21 protein-coding genes are annotated in these 22,028 nt (G+C 61.8%); 6 read left to right on the top strand and 15 right to left on the bottom strand.

All coding sequences use genetic code 11. The features are described 5' to 3' along the window. Window positions 1-16: 16 nt before the first annotated feature. Entirely contained in the window at window positions 17-1,366 is a 1,350-nt protein-coding gene (locus PM2_RS02600; protein WP_016713541.1) for a tryptophan--tRNA ligase, read from the bottom strand. A 25-nt stretch (window positions 1,367-1,391) separates the two neighbouring features. Next, window positions 1,392-2,027, bottom strand: coding sequence for an alpha/beta hydrolase (locus PM2_RS02595; RefSeq protein WP_016713540.1), 636 nt, complete (start codon window positions 2,025-2,027; stop codon window positions 1,392-1,394). 135 nt (window positions 2,028-2,162) lie between these two features. On the opposite strand from PM2_RS02595, the gene PM2_RS02590 reads away from it, so the two are divergent. Then, window positions 2,163-2,600 (top strand): Z-ring associated ZapG family protein, encoded by a 438-nt coding sequence (locus PM2_RS02590; protein ID WP_016713539.1) that lies wholly within the window; start codon window positions 2,163-2,165, stop codon window positions 2,598-2,600. Window positions 2,601-2,647: 47 nt separating this feature from the next. Here PM2_RS02590 and PM2_RS02585 read toward each other — a convergent pair whose 3' ends face one another. Then, window positions 2,648-3,844, bottom strand: coding sequence for a methionine gamma-lyase (locus PM2_RS02585; protein WP_028698616.1), 1,197 nt, complete (start codon window positions 3,842-3,844; stop codon window positions 2,648-2,650). 127 nt (window positions 3,845-3,971) lie between these two features. Here PM2_RS02585 and PM2_RS02580 point away from each other — a divergent pair, with 127 nt between their 5' ends. Beyond that, window positions 3,972-4,451 (top strand): Lrp/AsnC family transcriptional regulator, encoded by a 480-nt coding sequence (locus tag PM2_RS02580; protein ID WP_016498026.1) that lies wholly within the window; start codon window positions 3,972-3,974, stop codon window positions 4,449-4,451. 579 nt (window positions 4,452-5,030) lie between these two features. Here PM2_RS02580 and cysN read toward each other — a convergent pair. The 3 genes from cysN to PM2_RS02560 all read right to left on the bottom strand — a co-directional run bounded on the left by cysN (window position 5,031) and on the right by PM2_RS02560 (window position 8,819). After that, window positions 5,031-6,932, bottom strand: a complete 1,902-nt coding sequence (cysN, locus tag PM2_RS02570; RefSeq protein WP_016713536.1) for a sulfate adenylyltransferase subunit CysN — start codon at window positions 6,930-6,932, stop codon at window positions 5,031-5,033. A gap of 15 nt (window positions 6,933-6,947) precedes the next feature. Then, window positions 6,948-7,865 (bottom strand): sulfate adenylyltransferase subunit CysD, encoded by a 918-nt coding sequence (gene cysD, locus PM2_RS02565; protein ID WP_013974136.1) that lies wholly within the window; start codon window positions 7,863-7,865, stop codon window positions 6,948-6,950. Between the two features lie 195 nt (window positions 7,866-8,060). Further along, on the bottom strand, window positions 8,061-8,819 hold the full coding sequence (locus PM2_RS02560) for a Nif3-like dinuclear metal center hexameric protein (RefSeq protein ID WP_016713535.1): 759 nt from the start codon (window positions 8,817-8,819) through the stop codon (window positions 8,061-8,063). A gap of 157 nt (window positions 8,820-8,976) precedes the next feature. Between PM2_RS02560 and algW the strand changes: the two genes are divergently transcribed. Then, complete coding sequence (gene algW, locus PM2_RS02555) at window positions 8,977-10,137, top strand: Do family serine endopeptidase AlgW (protein ID WP_016713534.1); 1,161 nt, start codon at window positions 8,977-8,979, stop codon at window positions 10,135-10,137. Between the two features lie 31 nt (window positions 10,138-10,168). On the opposite strand, the gene PM2_RS02550 is transcribed toward algW, so the two are convergent. The 4 genes from PM2_RS02550 to PM2_RS02535 all read right to left on the bottom strand — a co-directional run bounded on the left by PM2_RS02550 (window position 10,169) and on the right by PM2_RS02535 (window position 14,326). Beyond that, complete coding sequence (locus PM2_RS02550) at window positions 10,169-10,933, bottom strand: amino acid ABC transporter ATP-binding protein (protein ID WP_003251792.1); 765 nt, start codon at window positions 10,931-10,933, stop codon at window positions 10,169-10,171. A gap of 10 nt (window positions 10,934-10,943) precedes the next feature. Then, window positions 10,944-12,041 (bottom strand): amino acid ABC transporter permease, encoded by a 1,098-nt coding sequence (locus PM2_RS02545; protein WP_016713533.1) that lies wholly within the window; start codon window positions 12,039-12,041, stop codon window positions 10,944-10,946. Window positions 12,042-12,051: 10 nt separating this feature from the next. Further along, window positions 12,052-13,230 carry an amino acid ABC transporter permease gene (locus PM2_RS02540; protein WP_028698617.1) on the bottom strand — a complete coding sequence of 393 codons (1,179 nt, stop codon included), beginning with the start codon at window positions 13,228-13,230 and terminating at the stop codon, window positions 12,052-12,054. Between the two features lie 67 nt (window positions 13,231-13,297). Beyond that, the gene (locus PM2_RS02535; protein WP_028698618.1) at window positions 13,298-14,326 is read right to left on the bottom strand and encodes an amino acid ABC transporter substrate-binding protein; all 1,029 of its coding nucleotides are present in this window, start codon (window positions 14,324-14,326) and stop codon (window positions 13,298-13,300) included. Between the two features lie 332 nt (window positions 14,327-14,658). Here PM2_RS02535 and PM2_RS02530 point away from each other — a divergent pair, with 332 nt between their 5' ends. Further along, window positions 14,659-15,315, top strand: a complete 657-nt coding sequence (locus tag PM2_RS02530) for an alpha/beta hydrolase (RefSeq protein WP_028698619.1) — start codon at window positions 14,659-14,661, stop codon at window positions 15,313-15,315. A 101-nt stretch (window positions 15,316-15,416) separates the two neighbouring features. Beyond that, complete coding sequence (gene rhlB / locus PM2_RS02525) at window positions 15,417-16,880, top strand: ATP-dependent RNA helicase RhlB (RefSeq protein ID WP_028698620.1); 1,464 nt, start codon at window positions 15,417-15,419, stop codon at window positions 16,878-16,880. A 128-nt stretch (window positions 16,881-17,008) separates the two neighbouring features. Here the strand turns inward: rhlB and moaE are convergent, their stop codons facing one another. The 5 genes from moaE to PM2_RS02500 form a co-directional block, all read right to left on the bottom strand. Further along, window positions 17,009-17,455, bottom strand: coding sequence for a molybdopterin synthase catalytic subunit MoaE (gene moaE / locus PM2_RS02520; RefSeq protein ID WP_016713528.1), 447 nt, complete (start codon window positions 17,453-17,455; stop codon window positions 17,009-17,011). Window positions 17,456-17,457: 2 nt separating this feature from the next. Further along, entirely contained in the window at window positions 17,458-17,703 is a 246-nt protein-coding gene (moaD, locus tag PM2_RS02515; protein WP_016713527.1) for a molybdopterin converting factor subunit 1, read from the bottom strand. Continuing rightward, entirely contained in the window at window positions 17,703-18,173 is a 471-nt protein-coding gene (gene moaC, locus PM2_RS02510; protein WP_013974145.1) for a cyclic pyranopterin monophosphate synthase MoaC, read from the bottom strand. The genes moaD and moaC overlap by 1 nt, the downstream gene beginning before the upstream one ends. A 106-nt stretch (window positions 18,174-18,279) precedes the next feature. Then, window positions 18,280-19,674, bottom strand: coding sequence for a PhoH family protein (locus tag PM2_RS02505; protein ID WP_012274097.1), 1,395 nt, complete (start codon window positions 19,672-19,674; stop codon window positions 18,280-18,282). Between the two features lie 272 nt (window positions 19,675-19,946). Continuing rightward, window positions 19,947-21,083: a polysaccharide deacetylase family protein gene (locus PM2_RS02500; RefSeq protein ID WP_028698621.1), complete on the bottom strand. Its 1,137-nt coding sequence runs from the start codon at window positions 21,081-21,083 to the stop codon at window positions 19,947-19,949. A 138-nt stretch (window positions 21,084-21,221) separates the two neighbouring features. On the opposite strand from PM2_RS02500, the gene yaaA reads away from it, so the two are divergent. Further along, entirely contained in the window at window positions 21,222-22,001 is a 780-nt protein-coding gene (gene yaaA / locus PM2_RS02495) for a peroxide stress protein YaaA (RefSeq protein WP_028698622.1), read from the top strand. Window positions 22,002-22,028 lie beyond the last annotated feature (27 nt).

Below are 22,028 nucleotides of genomic sequence, written 5' to 3'. Positions count from 1 at the left end.
CTACAAGTGAAATGCCTCAGTCCTGCTGGGGGGCCAGGGCATCACGCAGGCTTTGAATGGCCGCATCACGGGCCTCGGCGCTGTCGAACTGCGGCCCGTCGGCAACTTGCTCACCGTTCAGCCACAACCCGAAGCCCAGGCCTTCGACACGCACATCGGCCTCGCCACCTTGCTGCAGTTGCTTGCTCACGGCACCAGCGCTCTTGCCATCGGCGAAGCTGCGCGACAGCAGCAGTTGCTCACCGTCGGCGGCCAGCAGGCGGAAGCGGAAGCTGCCATCTTCATCACGGAAGCTGACGAAACGCGCGCTCTTGGCGGCTTTCTTCTTCACTTCGGTATTGGCCTGCACGCCACTGCGGAACGAACGCAGGCCTACGGACTCGCGCAGTTGTTCGAGGAATGGCGTGGCGATCTTGCGGGCCTTGGCAGCGCCGGCCAGCAGGATGTCTTCCAGGTCCGCCGGGCGGGCGATCAACTGGTGATAGTACTCGCGTTTTTCGGCCAACTGGCCGTCGAGCAGCTGGAACAGGCGTTGCTTGGCCTCGCCCCAGCCCAGGCCCTGCAACAGCTCTTCGCGGAACTCGGCGCATTGCGCTGGCGTCGAGAAGGCCTGGAACAGGGTGAACAGGTGCGAATTGTCCGGGTCTTTCGCTTCGCCTGGGGCGCGCGAGTCGGTGACGATGCGCGAGATGGCGTCTTTCATATCCTTGGCGCTAGTGAACAACGGGATGGTGTTGTCATAGCTCTTGGACATCTTGCGCCCATCCAGGCCCGGCAGGGTTGCCACGCTTTCCTCGATCACCGCTTCCGGCAGGGCGAAGAAGTCCTTGCCCTGGCCGAACAGGTGGTTGAAGCGCTGGCCGATGTCACGGGCCATTTCCACGTGCTGGATCTGGTCGCGACCGACCGGCACCTTGTTGGCGTTGAACATCAGGATGTCGGCAGCCATCAGCACCGGGTAGCTGAACAGGCCCATGGTGACGCCAGCGTCCGGGTCTTCGCCGGCCTCGACGTTCTTGTCCACCGAGGCCTTGTAGGCATGGGCACGGTTCAGCAGGCCCTTGGCAGCAACGCAGGTCAACAGCCAGGTCAGCTCGGGGATTTCCGGGATGTCGGACTGGCGGTAGAAGGTCACTTTGTCCGGGTCCAGGCCACCGGCCAGCCAGGTCGCGGCGATTTCCAGGCGCGAACGCTGGATGCGCAGCGGGTCGTCGCACTTGATCAGGGCATGGTAGTCGGCCAGGAAGTAGAACGAGTCGACACCGGGCTGCTGGCTGGCACGGATCGCCGGGCGGATGGCGCCGGCGTAGTTGCCCAGGTGCGGAGTGCCGGTGGTGGTGATACCGGTAAGAATGCGCGTGGTCATGGGTGTTCGCTTATTCAGGCTTGGCTCAGTTCGAAAGGCGCGGCAGCAGCAGATCCTTCAGATCGGTCAGCTTGCCATGGAAGAAGTGTCCGCATTCTGCCACTTTCAGCAGCTCATGGGGGCGCGACAGGCTGTCGGACCATTCGTAAACCAGCTGCGGCGCAACGACTTCGTCGGCATCCGGCTGCACCACGGTGATCGGGCAGCGCTGCGGCAGCGGGAATTCGGCCGTCAGGCGCATGACTGCCGGGGCGATCATGAACAGGTGCTGCAACTCGGTGCCTGCAGCCTCCAGGCGGCCGGCCAGGCTGGTGGCGACAAAGCCGCCGAACGAGAAACCCATCAGCACCAGCGGCAGGCCCAGGTGCTTTTCGCGCAGCCAGGCCGCAGCAGCCTCGGCATCGGCCACTTCGCCTGCGCCCATGTCATGGCTGCCGGCGCTTTGGCCAACGCCACGGTAATTGAAACGCAGAGTGACGTAACCGGCATCGCGGGCGGTGCGCTGCAGGGTCGAGACCACCTTGTTGAGCATGGTGCCGCCCTGGACCGGGTTGGGGTGGCAGATCAGCACCGCGCCACGGGCATCGGCCACATCGAGGTACAAGGCTTCCAGCTGGCCGCTGGGGCCATCGATGAACAAGGGGGTTTCGCGGACAAGCAAGGCACTACTCCGTGACCTCGGGAGGGGTCGATTCGTCTAGGTGAGGAATTCTGTTCTGATTTGCGATCGCTCGCGGTATACAGCGCAGGTCTGAGCCGTTAACGTAAAGCAAAGCCGTTTATAGAGGAAGGACTCGTGGAACTCTCGCTCCTTGTTTGGTTGTTGCCAACCCTGGCCCTGGTCATCGGCGTGGTAGTCGGTTTCGTCGTCGCTCGCCTGCTGCCCAATGCCGCGCCGAGCAGCACCCAGCGTCAGCTGGATGACATCCAGAAGCGTTTCGACAGCTACCAGAACGAAGTGGTCACCCACTTCAACAGCACCGCCGTGCTGGTCAAGAAACTGACCCAAAGCTACCAGGACGTGCAGGATCACCTGGCCGAAGGCGCCAACAGCCTGGCCCTGGATGAAGTCACTCGCCAACGCCTGCTGGCTGCACTGCACTCCGAAGCGCCGCAAGGCCCACGTGACCGCCTGACCCCGCCGAAAGACACCGCCGAAGTGCCACGCGACTATGCGCCGAAAGCGCCGAACTCGCCGGGAATGCTGGATGAGAGCTACGGGCTCAAGCGTTAATCCGCTGAGCATGAAAAAGGCCTCGCAAGAGGCCTTTTTCGGTTTACCTATTTGCAAGCCTGCAATGCCTGCTCGACATCCGCCAATAGATCCTCCACATCCTCCAGACCCACCGACAACCTCACCAACCCCTCCGATATCCCGTGATGTGCCCGCTCTTGCGGCGTGTAACTGGAGTGCGTCATGCTCGCCGGGTGCTGTGCCAACGACTCGGCATCCCCCAGGCTCACCGCCCGTGCAAACAGCTGTAGCGCATTCATGAAGCGCCGCCCTGCCTCAATACCGCCCTTGAGCTCGAAAGCGATCATGCCGCCCGGCAAACGCATCTGGCGTTGCGCCAGCTCGTACTGGGCAAACGTCGGCAACCCCGGGTAGTGAATCAGCTCCACCTGCGGCTGCCGAGCCAGAAACTCCGCCACCTGCTGGGCATTGGCGCAATGTCGGTCCATGCGCAGAGCCAAGGTCTTGATCCCGCGCATCAGCAGCGCTGCGTCGTGGGGTGACAGGACCGCCCCGGTCATATCCTTCAACCCTTCCAGGCGGATACGGTCAATCAGCGCCTTGCGTCCCACCACCAGGCCGGCAGTGATATCACCGTGGCCACTGAGGTACTTGGTCGCCGAATGCACCACCAGGTCCGCTCCCAGCTCCAGCGGCCGCTGCAGGTAGGGCGTGCAGTAGGTGTTGTCGACCACCACATGTACATCATGCCCGCGCACCGCCTCGGCCACCACGGCGATATCCACCAGTTGCATGTTGGGGTTGGCCGGCGTTTCGAAGTAGATCATTCGTGTTTTGCTGTTGATCACCGACTTCAGGGCCTTGGCATCGTTCAGGTCGACATGGCGGATTTTCACGCCGAATTCGCCAATGCCATGGTGCAGGAAGGCGAAGGTGCAGCCGTACAGCGTGCGCCCGACGATCAGCTCGTCACCAGGCCGCAGCATGGTCCAGATCGTCGAGGTAATGGCCCCCATGCCCGACGCCAATGCCAACCCCGCCTCACCGCCCTCCAGTGAAGCCATGCGTTGTTCCAGCAGTGCCAGGGTGGGGTTGGAGATGCGGCTGTAGAAATGCCCCGCCTCCTCCCCAGCGAAGCACGCAGCGCCGTATTCGACCGTGGGGAAGGCATAGGTAGCGGTCTGGTACACCGGCGGCACCAACGCACCACCATGGGAAAGCGGGTCGTAGCCATGGTGAATGGCCCGCGTGGAAAAACCGGTGTTGTTATGGGAGTCGCGCATGGCAACAGCCTCTTGTGGTTTGCTATAAGCTTATGCCACCGAGCTGCCCGATTTTTTCCAAAGTAGCCCACGCATCTGCGTGCATGCTGGAACAAAAACAATAAATAACGGACCAGGAGGGCAAAACATGCCTTCAAGCCTCGACCGCACCGACCGCGCCCTGCTTGCCGCCCTGCAGGACAACGCCCGCCTAACCGTCGCCGAACTTGCCGACCAGGTGGCACTGACCACCTCACCCTGCTGGCGACGGGTCAAGCTGCTGGAAGACAACGGCTACATCACCGGCTACCAGGCCATCCTCTCGCCCAAGTCGCTGGGGTTTGGCGTGACTGCGTTCGTCAGCATCATGATGGACTCGCACACCAAGGACATGGCGCTGGCGTTCGAGCAGCGGCTGATGGAAATTCCCGAAATCGTGGCCTGCCACAACATCTCCGGGCGCTATGACTTTTTGCTGGAAATCCTGGCAAGGGACCTGGAGTCGTTCGGGGAATTTACTCGGGAAGTGCTGCAGCGGTTGCCGGGGGTGAAGGAGATCTATTCGAGTTTTTCCTACAAGGCGGTGAAGGAAAGACGGGTGATACCTGTGTCGGAAAAACATATCTGAGACAGATTTTTCCGAATACCGAGAAGCTTCCTGCCGATTGACAGGCCGCAGCTGACATGCAGCGAATTCGGCATACGTAAAGCTGGCCCATGTAGTGACTTGGAGAACCTACATGGCACGGGACAACACGTATTATCTCGATGAGGCGCTATATATAAGCGCACAAGCGCCCACAGCGGCAGAACTGAGGCTGATTGGTGGAGGGGGCGGCGGGCCTGGTGCAGGCGGCTGGGGGCTGAGCGATGGTCCTCCTCGCGGCACCAGCCCAACCAAACAAGATGTTGCTCGGGTTATTTCCACACGCAGGGTACTGACTGAGGAATATCAGATAGTCGAGAAAGACAGAAAGCTCGTCCCCAGGGACGACTCCATGGCCAGCCTTGAGGCTAGCGAAGAACCTTTGTGAACAGCGGTGCATGGCACCGGCTTTGCCGGTGTTCGCGGCTAAAGCCGCTCCTACACTGATTGTGAAAACTTTCAGATTGTCAGCATGGCAGTTGCTCTTACAGGCACCGCACAAACCAGGATTACGCGCATAAAAAAACCCGCCGAAGCGGGTTTTTTATTGCAGGCCGGCGCTTAGATCGCGCCACGCTGACGCAGCACGTCCAGCACCAGCTTCACGCCTTCATCCACGCTGGTGGACTGGGTGTCGATCACCAGGTCAGCATCCAGCGGCACATCGAACGGGAAGCTTTCACCCGGGATGTTGTCGCCACCGGCCGCGTACAGGCCTTGCGGGTCACGCTCGCGGCAAGCCAGCGGCGAAGCCTGAACGTAGACGGTTACCAGACGGTCTTTGCCGATCAAGGCCTTGGCCTGTTCACGGCCTTCGGCGTCCGGGGCCACGAACGCGGCCAGGGTCAATAGGCCGGCTTCGTTGAACTGGCGCGCCACATGGGCGGCGCGGCGCCAGTTCTCGGTGCGGCCGGCGCGGTCTTGCGGCAGGCCCTTGTTCAGGTCGTGGCGCAGGTTCTGGCCGTCGAGCACGTACACCGCACGGCCCATGTCGAACAGCTTGCGCTCCACGGCATAGGCCAGGGTGCTCTTGCCAGCGCCGGACAGGCCGCTGAACAGCACGGTGGCTGGCTGCTGACCGAAGCGCAGTGCACGCTCTTCAGTCGACACGTGAGCCTGCTTGCCATGCTGGCCGGTGCTGCCGTGTGGCAGTACTGGCGGGGCGATGATCATGCCGGCGCCAACGGTGCCGTTGGTCAGGCGGTCGATGACGATGAACGCACCGGTTGTGCGGTTGCTGTCGTAACCGTCCAGGGCGATCGAAGCGTCCAGGGCCACCTTGACGCGGCCGATCTCGTTCAGTTGCAGTGCGCTGGCAGCGCCCTGCTCAAGGGTATTCACATCGACCTTGTGGGTGATGCTGGCAATCGAGCCCGGCACGTAGCTGGTGGCGCGCTTGATGTCGTACTTCTTGCCCGGCAGCATTGGCTCTTCAGCCATCCACACCAGCATGGCGTCGAACTGGTCGGTCACCGGCGGTACGTTGTCGGCGTGTACCAGCAGGTCGCCACGGGAGATGTCGATCTCGTCTTCCATGGTGAGCGTAACGGCCTGGCCTGGGCCAGCGTTTTCCAGTTCACCCTCATAGGTGACGATGGACTTGACGCGGCTGCTCTTGCCCGACGGCAGCACGACGATTTCGTCGCCCTTGTGTACCACGCCGCTGGCGATGGTACCGGCGAAGCCGCGGAAGTTCAGGTTCGGGCGGTTCACGTACTGCACCGGGAAGCGCAGGTCGGTGAAGTTGCGGTCGGCCGACACTTCGACGGTTTCGAGGATTTCCATCAGCGTAGGGCCGGCGTACCACGGCGAACGCTCGCTGTGGTTGACCACGTTGTCGCCCTTGAGCGCCGACATCGGCACGAAGTGCAGGCTGCTCGGGGTCAGGTTGATGGCGTCGGCAAACTTCAGGTAATCCGCCTTGATCGACTCGAAGACGTCCTGATCGAAGCCTTTGAGGTCCATCTTGTTGACCGCGACCACGATGTGCTTGATGCCCAGCAACGAAGCAATGTAGCTGTGGCGGCGGGTCTGGGTCTGCACGCCGTAGCGGGCATCGACCAGGATGATCGCCAGGTCGCAGGTGGACGCACCGGTGGCCATGTTGCGGGTGTACTGCTCGTGGCCCGGGGTGTCGGCGATGATGAACTTGCGCTTGGCGGTGGAGAAGTAGCGGTAGGCGACATCGATGGTGATGCCCTGCTCGCGCTCGGCCTGCAGGCCGTCTACCAGCAGTGCCAGGTCGACTTCTTCGCCGGTGGTGCCGACTTTCTTCGAATCACGGGTGATGGCCTCGAGGTGGTCCTCGTAGATCATCTTCGAGTCGTGCAGCAGGCGCCCGATCAGGGTGCTCTTGCCGTCGTCAACGTTGCCGCAGGTCAGGAAGCGCAGCAGTTCCTTGCGCTCGTGCTGGGCCAGGTAGGCGAGGATGTCCTCGCTGATCAGATCAGATTGGTGCGACATGGAGTAACCCTGAAATTAGAAGTAGCCTTGGCGTTTCTTGTCTTCCATGGAACCGGCGCCATCGTGGTCGATGACACGGCCCTGGCGCTCGGACGTACGGGTCAGGAGCATTTCCTGAATGATGTCCGTCAGGGTCTCGGCTTCCGACTCGACAGCACCCGTCAACGGGTAGCAACCGAGGGTACGGAAACGCACCTTCTTCTTGACGATGCGCGCTTTCTCTTCATCGGTGAGATGCTCAAGGATGCGCTCGTCGTCGATCATGATCAGGGTGCCGTTCTTCTCGATCACTTCGCGCTCAGCGGCGAAGTACAGCGGCACGATCGGGATGCCTTCGAGGTAGATGTACTGCCAGATGTCCAGCTCGGTCCAGTTCGACAGCGGGAAGACGCGGATCGACTCGCCCTTGTTGACCTTGCCGTTGTACACGTTCCACAGCTCGGGGCGCTGGTTTTTCGGGTCCCAGCGGTGCTTGCTGTCCCGGAACGAATATACACGCTCCTTGGCCCGCGACTTCTCTTCGTCGCGGCGCGCGCCACCGAAGGCGGCGTCGAAACCATGCTTGTCCAGTGCCTGCTTCAGGCCCTGGGTTTTCATGATGTCGGTGTGCTTGGAGCTGCCATGGGTGAACGGGTTGATGCCCTGCGCCACACCTTCGGGGTTGACGTGGGTGATCAGCTCCAGGCCCATTTCCTCGACCATTTTGTCGCGGAAGCTGTACATCTCCTGGAATTTCCACTGGGTGTCGACGTGCATCACCGGGAACGGCAGCTTGCCTGGGAAGAAGGCCTTGCGCGCCAGGTGCAGCATCACGGCGGAATCCTTGCCGATCGAGTACAGCATCACCGGGTTATCGAACTCGGCGGCCACCTCGCGGATAATGTGGATGCTCTCCGCCTCCAGCTGTTTCAAGTGCGTCAGTTTGTCGACCATGGCTACTCACGAAAAACGATCTTATGGACGGCCTGCGGGCCGTGTTCGAGCGAGCCACTTTATCACAGCGGCTTCTTCTATTTAGGAGCCGGGCTAGATCGAAAAGGTCTAACGATATGACTGGGGGTTTGGGCTGAAACGGGGGCCGCCCTGCGGCCCTTCGCGGGCATGCCCGCGAAGAAGGCAACACCGATCTCAGATGGGGTTCGGGCAGTCGATGAACAGGTGCTCCACGGCAAACCGCCGCGCCAGGTAATCACCCAACGCCTGCACGCCATATCGCTCGGTGGCATGGTGCCCGGCCGCGATGAAGCTGACGCCGTTCTCGCGTGCACTGTGGTAGGTCTGCTCGGATGCCTCACCCGTCAGGTACAGGTCCACTCCGGCCGCAATCGCCGTTTCGATGTAACCCTGCCCGCCACCGGTGCACCAGCCGACCCGACGGATCATCTGCTCCCCTTCCACCAACAACGGCTCACGCCCCAGCACTTCCTGCACCCGTCGGGCAAAATCGCGCGCGGTCATCGGCTCGACCAGCGAGCCGACCAGTCCCACCACCTTGGGGTTTTCCGGGTCCAGCGGCCCTTCGACGGTGATGTCCAGTTGCCGTGCCAGCTGCACGTTGTTGCCGACGTCCGGGTGCACATCCAGCGGCAGGTGAAAGGCCAGCAGGCTGATATCGTTGTTCAGCAGGGTCTTCAGCCGACGCTGACGAATGCCTGTGATGCACGGGTTCTCACCCTTCCAGAAGTAACCATGGTGCACCAGTACCAGGTCGGCCTCGGCCTCGACTGCGGCATCCAGCAACGCCTGGCTGGCGGTAACACCGCTGACGATGCGGCTGACCTGTGGCCGGCCTTCGACCTGCAGGCCATTGGGGCAATAATCCTGGATCTTCGCGCTGCCCAAGTAGCGTTCGGCTTCCTCGACCAGGGTGTTGAGAGCGACGGCCATGAAAATCTCCTCGAAAACTGCGCTTTTCTCGGGCGCAACGCCCGTATAATGCCGGCCATTATGGGCCGTCGCCGGCACTGGGGGAACCGGTGTATGATCGCGCGCGCTCATGCCCCACTGCGCGGCCAATGGCCCCTGCTCTTTCCAGGATTCGTTCATGTTCAAGGCGTTTCGTTACTTTGGCTGGCCCCTGCTCACCGGCGTGCTGATCGCCATGCTGATCATCCAGCGCTTCCCGGAATGGGTCGGCCTGCCCAGCCAGGACGTCAACCTGCAACAGGCGCCGCAAACCACTCGCATCATGCAGGGCCCGGTGTCTTACGCCGACGCGGTGACGCTGGCCGCGCCTGCGGTGGTCAACCTGTACACCACCAAAGTGGTGAACAAAAGCGCCCACCCATTGTTCGAAGACCCACAGTTCCGCCGCTTCTTCGGCGACAACCTGCCCAAGCAGCGCCGCTGGGAGTCGAGCCTGGGCTCGGCAGTGATCATGAGCCCCGAGGGCTACCTGCTGACCAATAACCATGTCACCAGCGGGGCCGACCAGATCGTCGTGGCCTTGAAGGATGGCCGCGAAACCCTGGCCCGAGTGATCGGCAGCGACCCGGAAACCGACCTGGCAGTGCTGAAGATCGACCTGAAGAACCTGCCGGCCATCACCATCGGCCGCTCCGACACCATTCACATCGGCGATGTGTCGCTGGCCATCGGTAACCCGTTCGGCGTCGGCCAAACCGTCACCATGGGTATCATCAGTGCCACCGGCCGCAACCAGCTGGGCCTGAACAACTACGAAGACTTCATCCAGACCGACGCCGCAATCAACCCGGGTAACTCGGGGGGCGCCTTGGTCGATGCCAATGGCAACCTGATCGGCATCAATACCGCGATTTTCTCGAAGTCGGGCGGTTCGCAGGGCATCGGCTTCGCCATCCCGGTGAAACTGGCGCTGGAGGTGATGAAGTCGATCGTCGAGCATGGCCAGGTGATCCGTGGCTGGCTGGGCATCGAAGTACAGCCGCTGAGCCAGGAGCTGGCCGAGTCGTTCGGCATGAAGGACCGCCCGGGTATCGTGGTGGCGGGCATCTTCCGCGAAGGGCCGGCGGCCAAGGCCGGGCTGCAACTGGGTGATGTGATTCTGAGCATCAACGGCGAACCGGCCGGCGACGGGCGCAAGTCGATGAACCAGGTGGCGCGGATCAAGCCTAACGAGAAGATCACCATCGAGGTGATGCGCAATGGGCATCAGTTGAAGCTGATTGCCGAGGTGGGGCTGCGGCCGCCGCCGGCACCGGCTGCCACGCAAGAAGAGAAGTAAAAAATGGGGCCGCTTAGCGGCCCCATTTGCATCAGTGCAGGATCTGGCTGAGGAACAACTTGGTCCGGTCACTGCGCGGCCGGTCGAAGAAGTCATCCGGCGCCGCCTGCTCCACGATCTCCCCCTTGTCCATGAAGATCACCCGGTTCGCCACGGTGCGGGCAAAGCCCATTTCGTGGGTTACACAGAGCATGGTCATGCCATCCTCGGCCAGGCCCACCATGGTATCGAGCACTTCCTTGACCATTTCCGGGTCCAGCGCCGAGGTCGGTTCGTCGAACAGCATGATCTTCGGCTTCATGCACAGCGCACGGGCAATCGCCACACGCTGCTGCTGGCCACCGGACAACTGCCCCGGGTACTTGTGCGCCTGCTCTGGAATGCGCACGCGCTCCAGGTAGTGCATGGCAATTTCCTCAGCCTTGCGCCGGGGCATCTTGCGCACCCACATTGGCGCCAGGGTGCAGTTTTCCAGAATGCTCAGGTGCGGGAACAGGTTGAAGTGCTGGAACACCATGCCCACCTCGCGGCGGATGGCCTCGATCTGCTTGAGGTCGTTGGTCAGTTCCACGCCATCCACCACGATGCGCCCCTGCTGGTGTTCTTCCAGGCGGTTGAGGCAACGGATGGTGGTGGACTTGCCCGAGCCGGACGGCCCGCACAGTACGATACGCTCGCCCTGGCGCACGTTCAGGTTGATGTCCTTGAGCACATGGAACTGGCCATACCACTTGTTCACACCCTGCATCTGGATGATGCCTTCGGGGCCAGCAGGCTGCTTGATCGCTTCACTCATTTCGAAACTCCTAACGCTTGTGGCCAGTGTCCAGCTTGCGCTCCAGGTGCATGGAGTAGCGGGACATACCGAAACAGAAAATCCAGAACACCAGGGCGGCAAACACATAGCCCTCGGTGGCCATGCCCAGCCAGGCCGGGTCGGCGGCGGCTTGCTTGACGCTGTTCAGCAGGTCGAACAGACCGATGATGATCACCAGGCTGGTGTCCTTGAACAGGGCAATGAAGGTGTTGACGATGCCGGGAATAACCAGCTTGAGCGCCTGCGGCAGAATCACCAGGCCCATCGCGCGCCAGTAGCCCAGGCCCATGGCCGCAGCGGCTTCGTACTGGCCCTTGGGAATGGCTTGCAGGCCCCCGCGTACCACTTCGGCGATGTACGCCGACTGGAACAGGATCACGCCGATCATCGCCCGCAGCAGCTTGTCGAAGCTCATGCCTTCAGGCAGAAACAGCGGCAGCATCACCGACGACATGAACAGCACGGTGATCAACGGCACCCCGCGCCAGAACTCGATGAAGGTCACGCACACCACCTTCACGGCCGGCATCCGCGAACGCCGGCCCAGGGCCAGCAGGATGCCCAGCGGCAAGGCGCCAACGATACCCACGGTGGCGATCACCAAGGTCAGCATCAGCCCGCCCCACTGGCTTGTAGCCACGGTTTCCAGCCCAAGCACGCCGCCATGCAGCAGGGTGTAGGCCAGGATCGGGTACAGCACCAGGAACCCCAAGCCATAGAAGGCCTTGCGCGGGAAGCGCTTGATGAACAGCGGTGCAGCGCCGAGCACGGCAAGCCACACGGTCAGGTCCACGCGCCAGCGCAACTCAGCCGGGTAATAGCCGTACATGAACTGGCCGAAGCGCTGCTGCACGAACACCCAGCAGGCGCCTTCCTTAGTGCAGTCGGCGCGGGTGGTGCCGACCCAGTTGGCGTCGATCAACGCCCACTGGATAAGCGGCGGCACGATCAACCACACCAGGTAGATGGCAAACAGGGTCAGCAGCGTGTTGAGCCAGCTGGAAAACAGATTGGCACGCATCCATGCGAGCACGCCGACGGTTTTCACCGGTGGCGGCATGTCGGGTTTGAAAACATGGGCATTCACGGGCGTATCCTCACCGCTCGATCAGCGCAATGCGCTTGTTGTACCAGTTCATCAGCAGCGAAATGCTGATGCTGATGGCGAGATAGACACTCATGGTGATCGCAATCACCTCGATGGCCTGGCCGGTCTGGTTGAGCACGGTACCGGCGAACAGCGAGACCATCTCCGGGTAGCCGATACCGGCCGCCAGCGACGAGTTCTTCGCCAGGTTCAGGTATTGGCTGGTCAGCGGCGGAATGATCACCCGCAGTGCCTGGGGGATGATCACCTTGCGCAGGGTCGGCCCCTCGCGCAGGCCCAACGAGCGTGCGGCTTCGGTCTGGCCGTGGCTGACCGAACGGATGCCGGAACGCACGATTTCGGCGATGAAGGCGGCCGTATAGATCGTCAGGGCCAGGGTCAGCGCCAGCAGCTCGGGGATCAATACCCAGCCACCGACGAAGTTGAAGCCTTTCAGTTGCGGCACTTCCCAGGTCACCGGGCTGCCGAACAGCAGCACGCTCAGGCCCGGAATGGCGACGAACAACGCCAGCCCCACCCAGAACTTGTGAAACGGCACGCCGGTCTCGTCGAAGCGCTTGTTGGCGTAACGCACCATCACCACGATCGCCACCACCGCCACGGTCAAGGCAACGACGAACGGCCAGAAGCCGTCGGCCATCGAAGCGCCGGGCATGTTCAGGCCACGGTTACTGATAAAGAAGGTGTCGTCGATGTTGATGCTGCCCCGCGGTCCCGGCAGGGTCAGAAACACGGCGAAGTACCAGAACAGGATCTGCAACAACGGCGGAATGTTGCGGAAGGTTTCCACATACACGGTCGCCAGCTTGTTGATCATCCAGTTAGGCGACAACCGCGCCACACCGATGATGAAGCCCAGGATCGTCGCCAGAATGACACCGATGAAGGTCACCAGCAGGGTATTGAGCAGGCCGATGACGAACACCCGCGCATAGCTGTCGGATTCCACATAGGGAATCAGGTGCTGGGCGATGCCGAAGCCGGCACTGCGGTCGAGAAAGTCGAAGCCCGAGGTAATCCCCCGGTGTTGCAGGTTGGTTTGCGTGTTGTGGAACAGGTACCAGCCCAGGCCGACCACGAAAACGATCGTGAGGATCTGGAACAGCCACGCGCGCACACGCGGATCGTTAAGGGACAAGCCCTTGGGTGCGCCGATTTGATTTTGCATGAAATGCCCCGGACAGTAGGGATTCGAACAGCCTGCGGCGGCGGGATGCCGCCGCAGGGTGCAGCCATCAGCGCACAGGTGGCGCGTACTGGATGCCGCCGTTGTTCCACAGGGCGTTCATGCCACGGTCGATCTTCAGGTCGGTGCTCTGGCCCAGGTTCTTCTCGAACACTTCGCCGTAGTTGCCGACTTGCTTCACGATTTGCACTACCCAGTCTTTGGGCAGCTTGAGGTCCTTGCCGTACTCACCGTCCGCGCCCAGCAGGCGGGCGACGTCCGGGTTCTTGGTGGCCTTGGCTTCGGCCTCGACATTCTTCGAGGTGATGCCCGCCTCTTCGGCGTTGAGCATGGCGAACAGGGTCCACTTGACGACGCTGAACCACTCCTCGTCGCCTTTACGCACCACCGGGCCCAGCGGTTCCTTGGAGATGGTCTCCGGCAGCACCACGTACTCGGTCGGCGCGGCCAGCTTGGAGCGCTGGGCGAACAGCTGCGACTTGTCCGAGGTCAGCACGTCGCAACGGCCCGACTCCAGCGACTTGGCGCTTTCGTCCGAGGTGTCGAAGGTGATCGGCGTGTACTTGAGGTTATTGGCGCGGAAGAAGTCCGACACGTTCAGCTCGGTGGTGGTACCGGCCTGGATACAGATGGTCGCGCCATCAAGCTCCTTGGCGCTGGAAACTTCCAGCTTCTTGTTGACCAAAAAGCCTACGCCGTCATAGTAGGTAACACCGGCAAACACCAGGCCCATGCCGGCATCGCGCGAACTGGTCCAGGTGGTGTTGCGCGACAGCACGTCCACTTCGCCCGACTGCAGGGCGGTGAAGCGTTCCTTGGCGTTGAGCTGGCTGAACTTGACCTTGGTCGCATCGCCGAACACGGCGGCGGCCACGGCGCGGCACACATCGGCGTCGATACCGACGATCTTGCCCTGCGCATCAGGGACCGAGAAGCCCGGAAGACCGTCGCTCACGCCACACTGGACGAAGCCCTTCTTCTTTACCGCATCGAGGGTGGCGCCAGCCTGGGCGTTGCTCACGGCGCCCAGCGCGGCGGCAGCGGTCAGGACTGCCAGGGTGGTTTTCAACATCTTCATTCACAACCTCCAAATCGCTCTTGTTGTATCGAGCCGGAATTGCACCGCACCCTTTTGAGGCGTATCCGACCCGTATTGGCTTGTTATTGGGTCAATTGGCGCAATGGGCTGTTCTATGACAGCCTTCGCGTGCAAAGGGTGTTACCGTCACGGCCTGCCCTTTGCATCACAGGTTGAATTGCAAAGCGCGTACCAAAATTCGCGGCTGTAGCGTTTAAGCGCTCGTCAAGTAGGGAAAGTTGTATCGTTGCGACATTCTTTTTCCGACAATCATTTCTAGTGCCTTCTTTTCACGCACGCCATAACAAGACCCGCACACTTTCGGAGCAGTCATGACCAACCCGCTGATTCTCGAACCGCAGAAAACCGCTGATGCCTGTGTGATCTGGTTGCACGGTCTGGGTGCAGACCGTTACGACTTCCTACCTGTGGCCGAATTCATGCAGGAGCGCCTGCTCAGCACCCGCTTCATCATGCCCCAGGCCCCAACCCGCCCGGTGACCATCAATGGCGGCTACGCCATGCCCAGCTGGTACGACATCAAGGCCATGACCCCGGCCCGCGCCATTGACGAAGCGCAGCTGGAGGAATCGGCCGAACAGGTGATTGCCCTGATCAAGGCCGAGCAGGCCAAAGGCATCAACCTGTCGCGTATCTTCCTGGCCGGTTTCTCCCAGGGTGGCGCGGTGGTGCTGCACACTGCCTATATAAAGTGGCAAGAAGCACTGGGCGGGGTGATTGCCCTGTCCACCTATGCCCCCACCTTCAACGACCAGCACCAGTTGAGTGCGTGCCAGCAACGCACCCCTGCTCTGTGCCTGCACGGCGTGCACGACCCAGTGGTAATCCCGTCCATGGGCCGCACCGCCTTCGAGTACCTGAATACTTGGGGCGTGGCCGCCCGCTGGCACGAGTACCCGATGGAGCACGAAGTGGTGGTCGAGGAGCTGAACGACATCCACGAATGGCTGGCCAAGCAACTGCAATAAGCCAGCACCGCCTGTAGTTGTAGGGCTATTCCACTACGCCGCGCCCGGTTCTTGCTTTACACTGCCCGGCGTACATTCCTTAACCAGTTGATGAGACGATCGTGCTCAAGGCACTCAAGAAAATATTCGGCAAGGGAGACGCCGCGCCACAGGCCGCCGCTCCTGCTGCCAGTGTGACGCCGCCTGCGCCCGCCCCTGCTGCAGAGGCCCGGCCCGCGCCCAAACCGGCCGCTCCACGCGCCAAACCTGCCCCAAAGGCCGAACAGCCCACCGCCGCTACGCCAACCGCCGACACCTCGGCCAAGGAAAAACCGCGTCGCGAGCGCAAGCCCAAGCCGCAGGCCAGCCTGTGGAAGCCGGAAGACTTCGTGGTCGAGCCGCAGGAAGGCAAAACCCGCTTCCACGACTTCAAGCTGTCCAACGAGCTGATGCACGCCATCCACGACCTGGGCTTCCCGTACTGCACGCCGATCCAGGCGCAGGTGCTGGGTTACACCCTGCGTGGCCAGGACGCCATTGGCCGGGCGCAGACCGGTACCGGCAAAACCGCTGCGTTCCTGATTTCGATCATTTCCCAGCTGCAGCAGACGCCGCCGCCCAAAGAGCGTTACATGGGTGAACCGCGCGCGCTGATCATCGCGCCCACCCGCGAGCTGGTGGTGCAAATCGCCAAGGACGCCATCGCCCTGACCAAGTACACCGGTCTGAACGTGATGAGCTTCGTCGGCGGTATGGACTTCGACAAGCAGCTCAAGGCCCTGGAAGCGCGCCATTGCGACATCCTGGTCGCCACCCCGGGTCGCCTGCTGGACTTCAACCAGCGCGGCGAAGTGCACCTGGACATGGTCGAGGTGATGGTGCTGGACGAAGCCGACCGCATGCTCGACATGGGCTTCATCCCGCAGGTACGCCAGATCATTCGCCAGACGCCGCCGAAAAGCGAGCGCCAGACCCTGCTGTTCTCGGCCACCTTCACCGACGACGTGATGAACCTGGCCAAGCAGTGGACCACCAACCCGGCCATCGTCGAGATCGAGCCGGAGAACGTGGCCAGCGAAACGGTCGAGCAGCACGTGTATGCCGTGGCCGGCAGCGACAAGTACAAGCTGCTGTACAACCTGGTGACCCAGAACAAATGGGAACGGGTGATGGTGTTTGCCAACCGCAAGGACGAAGTGCGGCGCATCGAGGAAAAACTGGTGCGCGACGGCATCAATGCCGCCCAGCTGTCGGGCGACGTGCCGCAGCACAAGCGCATTCGTACCCTGGAAAACTTCCGCGAAGGGCGCATTACCGTGCTGGTGGCGACTGATGTGGCGGGGCGCGGCATTCACATCGATGGCATCAGCCACGTGATCAACTTCACCCTGCCGGAAGACCCGGATGACTACGTGCATCGCATTGGCCGCACAGGCCGCGCGGGGACCAGCGGCGTGTCTATCAGCTTTGCCGGGGAGGATGACTCCTACCAGCTGCCGGCGATCGAAGAACTGCTGGGGCGCAAGATCAAGTGTGAGATGCCGCCGGATGAGCTGCTGAAGCCGGTGCCGCGCAAGCACCATTAACCTGTGCCGGCCTCTTCGCGGGTAAACCCGCTCCCACAGGTACTGCGCTGTCCTCAGGTCATGCGCAGTCCCGGTAGGAGCGGGTTTACCCGCGAACCGGGGCAAAGCCCCGGCCATCAATATCCTATCTACCAGCGCCCCGCCGCATCCTGGTCACTCTGCTTCCCTTCCACCCACCTTGGCCCTTCCTGGGTATTCTCCTTCTTCCAGAACGGCGCCCGGGTCTTCAGGTAGTCCATGATGAAGTTGCAGGCATCGAACGCCGCCTGCCGATGGGCACTGGCCACCCCCACGAACACAATCGGCTCGCCCGGCTCCAGCGCCCCTATGCGGTGCAGCACCTCCACCTTGAGCAACGGCCAGCGCTGCTCGGCCTCCACCACGATCTTGGCCAAGGCCTTTTCGGTCATCCCCGGATAGTGCTCCAGGAACATCCCTGCCACTTCGCGACCGTCGTTGAAATCCCGCACGTAGCCGACAAACCCGACCACCGCACCCACGCCGACATTGGCCGCATGCATGGCATTGACCTCGGCCCCGGGGTCGAACGCACCGTCCTGCACTCGCACCGCCATGCTCAGCCTCCGGTCACCGGCGGGAAGAACGCCACTTCATCGCCCTCTTCCAGCGGCTCATCGAGCCTGCACAGCTCTTCGTTGCGCGCACACATCACGTTTTGCTCAGCCAGCAGCGCATACTTCCCACCCTTGGCCACCAACGCCTTACGCACATCGTCGAGCACATTGAACGCACCTTCCACGCGCTCGGCATCCACGCCCAGCTGTTCGCGGTAACGGGCGAAGTACATCACCTTGACCTTCATCATGCCTCCACCTTGTAGTGCCCGCTCTTGCCACCGAGCTTTTCCAGCAGACGCACCTGCTCGATGACCATGCCCTTGTCCACCGCCTTGCACATGTCATAGATCGTCAGCGCGGCAACGCTGGCAGCAGTCAACGCTTCCATCTCCACGCCGGTCTGCCCGGCCAGCTTGCAACGGGCGACGATACGCACCGCGTCCTGCCCTTCGGCACTGAGTTCGACTTTGACGCTGGTCAGCATCAGTGGGTGGCACAGCGGGATGAGCTCGCTGGTTTTCTTCGCCGCCTGGATCCCGGCGATGCGCGCCACGGCGAACACGTCGCCCTTGGGGTGCTCACCGTCGACGATCATCTGCAAGGTCTGCGGCAGCATGCGTACCCGCGCCTCGGCGGTGGCCTCGCGCTCGGTCACGGCCTTTTCAGTGACGTCGACCATGTTGGCCCGCCCCTGGGAATCAAGATGTGTCAGCACTGCTCTGCTCCTGTGAAGGGAACAGCCAGTGTAAACCTGTGGGTCAGGTTTGAGCAGTGGGTTCAAGCGTGAAGAGGCCGGGCGGCGAACCGCCCGGCGGTGAGGGTTACAGATGCGACTCGGCGTACTCGGCCAGCACCGAACGTGGCACACCCTGCAGGGTGATGTGCACGCCATGGGGGAAGTCCTTGAAGCGCTCGGTCAGGTAGGTCAGGCCCGAGCTGGTCGCGGACAGGTAGGGGGTGTCGATCTGCGCCAGGTTGCCCAGGCAGACCACTTTGGAACCGGAGCCTGCACGGGTGATGATGGTTTTCATCTGGTGCGGCGTGAGGTTCTGGCACTCATCGATCAGGATCAGGCTCTGCTGGAAGCTACGGCCACGAATGTAATTAAGTGACTTGAACTGCAGCGGCACGCGTTCGAGGATGTACTCCACACTGCCATGGGTACTTTCGTCATCCATGTGCAAGGCTTCGAGGTTGTCGGTGATGGCACCCAGCCAAGGCTCCATCTTCTCGGCCTCGGTGCCCGGCAGGAAGCCGATTTCCTGGTCCAGCCCCTGCACGCTGCGGGTGGCGATGATGCGCCGATAGCGCTTGCTGACCATGGTCTGCTCGATGGCCGCGGCCAGGGCCAGAATGGTCTTGCCGGAACCGGCGGCGCCTGTCAGGTTGACCAGGTGGATGTCCGGGTCAAGCAGGGCGAACAGCGCCAGGCTCTGATGGATATCGCGAGGCTTCAGGCCCCAGGCTTCCTGGTGCAGCAGCGGCTCCTGGTGCAGGTCGAGCAATAGCAGCTCGTCGTTGCGGATACCCTTGATCCAGCCGACGAAGCCCTGCTCATCGATGATGAACTCGTTGATGTGCACCGCCGGCAGGTTGTCGATCATCTGCACCCGATGCCAGGTGCGGCCGCGCTCCTGTCGGGTGTCGACTTTGCTGACGCGGTCCCAGAACGAGCCGGTAACCGAATGGTAGCCCTTGGACAGCAAGGACACGTCATCGACCAGCTGGTCCGTGCTGTAGTCCTCGGCCGCAATGCCACAAGCGCGCGCCTTCAGGCGCATGTTGATGTCTTTGGTGACCAGCACCACGTCCAGGTCGGTGCGCCGGCTGCGTACGTCGAGCAGGGTGTTGATGATGATGTTGTCGTTGAGGTTTTCCGGCAGCAACTTGCTCGGTTCGTTGCGCGGGCTCATCAGGATCGACAGGAAGCCCTTGGGCCCACTCTTGTTACGCTGGATCGGTACGCCCTGCTCGACATCGCTGGGCGAAGCGTCACCAAGGGTCTGGTCGATCAGGCGGATGGCCTGGCGGCATTCCGCGGCGATGGTCTGTTTGCCAGTCTTGAGTTTGTCGAGTTCCTCCAGCACCGTCATCGGGATGGCGACGTGGTGCTCCTCGAAGTTGAGTAACGCGTTGGGGTCGTGAATCAGGACGTTGGTATCGAGCACATAGAGGATTGGCTTGCTGGAGGAAGGGTTGCGTCCTTGGTCATCCATACTCGGTCACCTTATGTCGAAGCCATACGGCGCGGTCTGTTGCGCCGCAAAGTGACTGCCGCTCTCCCCGTATCCGCGTTGTTACGGGCGGGAAGCGAACCTGCCTAGGTGGGCCTGGATGACGCCACCTGTGCTGCAGGAATCGGCTGTCTGGTTTCTTCATACCGCAAAAACCATGACCGAAAAAAGCATTTTTACGTCTTTTTGAAGTTTATTTTTCCGATTGACGAAGAGGCCTTGGCGGCGAGGCCAGAGGGGGCTACGCTCAGAAGTCATACCCCTTGTTCGCTATATCCATATTCCCGGCAATCTTCCCAGCCAATCCCGCTTTGGGCGGTATTGCGCAGCAACCATTCCACCGCCGGCTGGGCCTTGGGCAGGCTGTCGTGGAACTGGATCACCCCTTTGCGCCACAACAGCATCAAGGTCAGCACCCGCTGCGCCGAGGCCTCGGCGCTCAAAGCGCCATCGTCCTGGGCATCGATATCCCACAGCGATACCCGCAACTGCTGGCTAGCCATGAAGGCCTCGCCATCGGCACGACGTTGACCATAAGGCGGGCGGAACAGCGGTACATACTGGCCCGGCAGGTCGGCCTGAATCCGCGCCTGGCTGCGGCGCAGCGAATCCTGCCAGCCTGTCCATTGCGCGTGTGAGCGGTATTCCCAACCCTGGAGGCCCACGCACTGCCCGCTATAGAGCTGGCGCAAGGCATTCGCCGGTCCGGCATCGCGGCGCTGTTGCAGGCGGTTTCCGAGCACGAAGAACGTGCCCTTCAGCTTTTGCCGGCGCAGATAATCCGCCAGTAAGTCGGTACTACCACCGTCAGGTCCGGGCCCACCGACAAAGGTCAGCAGGAACATGCGGTCGTTCAGCTCATCACCATTGCGCTCGCGCGAAGACAGCCGCTCGACCTCACTGCTGGTTTGCGGCAGCAGTGCCGCCTTGCGCAGCTGTTCGTCCAGGTAGCGCACATGGAACTGATGGCTCGGTTCGATCCAACCGGCATAGAACGGGCCGACATCAGCAGCGAACGTTGCCGCCTGAGTACGTAAATCCGCCATGGAAGTTACCGGATAGCAAAACGATGCATCCTGCTCGCAACTGCGCTGAGCCTGTTGATAACCTTCCGATAACCGCTGCCACATGCGCGCCCGCACCTGGCGCACCTTCTGCAGATTGATCTGCCGCAACCCCAGCCGTGCCGCCAGCGCCGCATCGTCCAGCAATTCGCTCTCATGCAGCACCTGGGCGAACGAAAGAATCTCGGCCCGCGAGGCCACATCGAACAGCGCGGGGCTATCCAGCTGTTCGGGCCACAGGCTGCGGTCCAGGCTGACCTGGGGTGAAGGGGCGGCTTGCACGGCACAGCTCAACAGAGCAGCCAGCAAGGCAAAGGCGATGCGCACGGTGGAAGGCTCCGCAACGGCAAAACGCGAACTATAGCGCCTGCACCGCCCCATGGTCTGTGACTATCGTCGCCATAGTTTGGACTTGCACCGCCCACCCCGTAGAATCCACGGCCAACGATGCCAGGAGCCGACCCGATGCTGACGGTGATTTCCCCCGCCAAGACCCTCGATTACGACACCAAGCCTGTGACCGAGCGTTTCACCCTGCCCCAGTACCTGGACGACTCTCAGGAACTGATCCAGCAGCTGCGCGAACTGTCGCCAGCGCAGATCAGCGAACTGATGCACCTGTCCGACAAGCTGGCCGGCCTTAACGCCGCCCGCTTCGGCAGCTGGACCCCGGACTTCACCCCGGCCAATGCCAAGCAGGCGCTGCTGGCGTTCAAGGGTGACGTATACACCGGCCTCGACGCCGAGAGCCTGGGTGAAGACGACTTCAGCTATGCGCAAAACCACCTGCGCATGCTCTCGGGCCTCTACGGCCTGCTGCGCCCGCTCGACCTGATGCAGCCATACCGCCTGGAAATGGGCACCAAGCTGGCCAACGCCCGCGGCAAGGACCTGTACGCCTTCTGGGGCACACGCATCAGCGAATGGCTGAACCAGGCCCTGGCCGAGCAGGGTGATGACGTGCTGCTGAACCTGGCCAGCAACGAGTACTTCAGTGCGGTGAAACGCAGCGCATTGAAGGCCCGGGTGATCAACGTCGACTTCAAGGACCTGAAGAACGGCCAGTACAAGATCATCAGCTTTTACGCCAAGAAAGCCCGCGGCATGATGAGCCGCTTTGTTATCCAGCAACGCATCAGCGACCCGGAGCAGCTCAAGCAGTTTGATGTGCAGGGGTACTACTACAGTGCCGAGCAGTCCAAGGCTGATCATCTGGTGTTTTTGCGCGATCACCCGGGCGATTGATCCGGCATTTGCGCAGCTCTTGAGATC

This window comes from Pseudomonas monteilii NBRC 103158 = DSM 14164, from assembly GCF_000730605.1.
GTDB lineage: Bacteria > Pseudomonadota > Gammaproteobacteria > Pseudomonadales > Pseudomonadaceae > Aquipseudomonas > Aquipseudomonas monteilii.
This window is presented reverse-complemented; position numbering and strand designations above follow the sequence as displayed.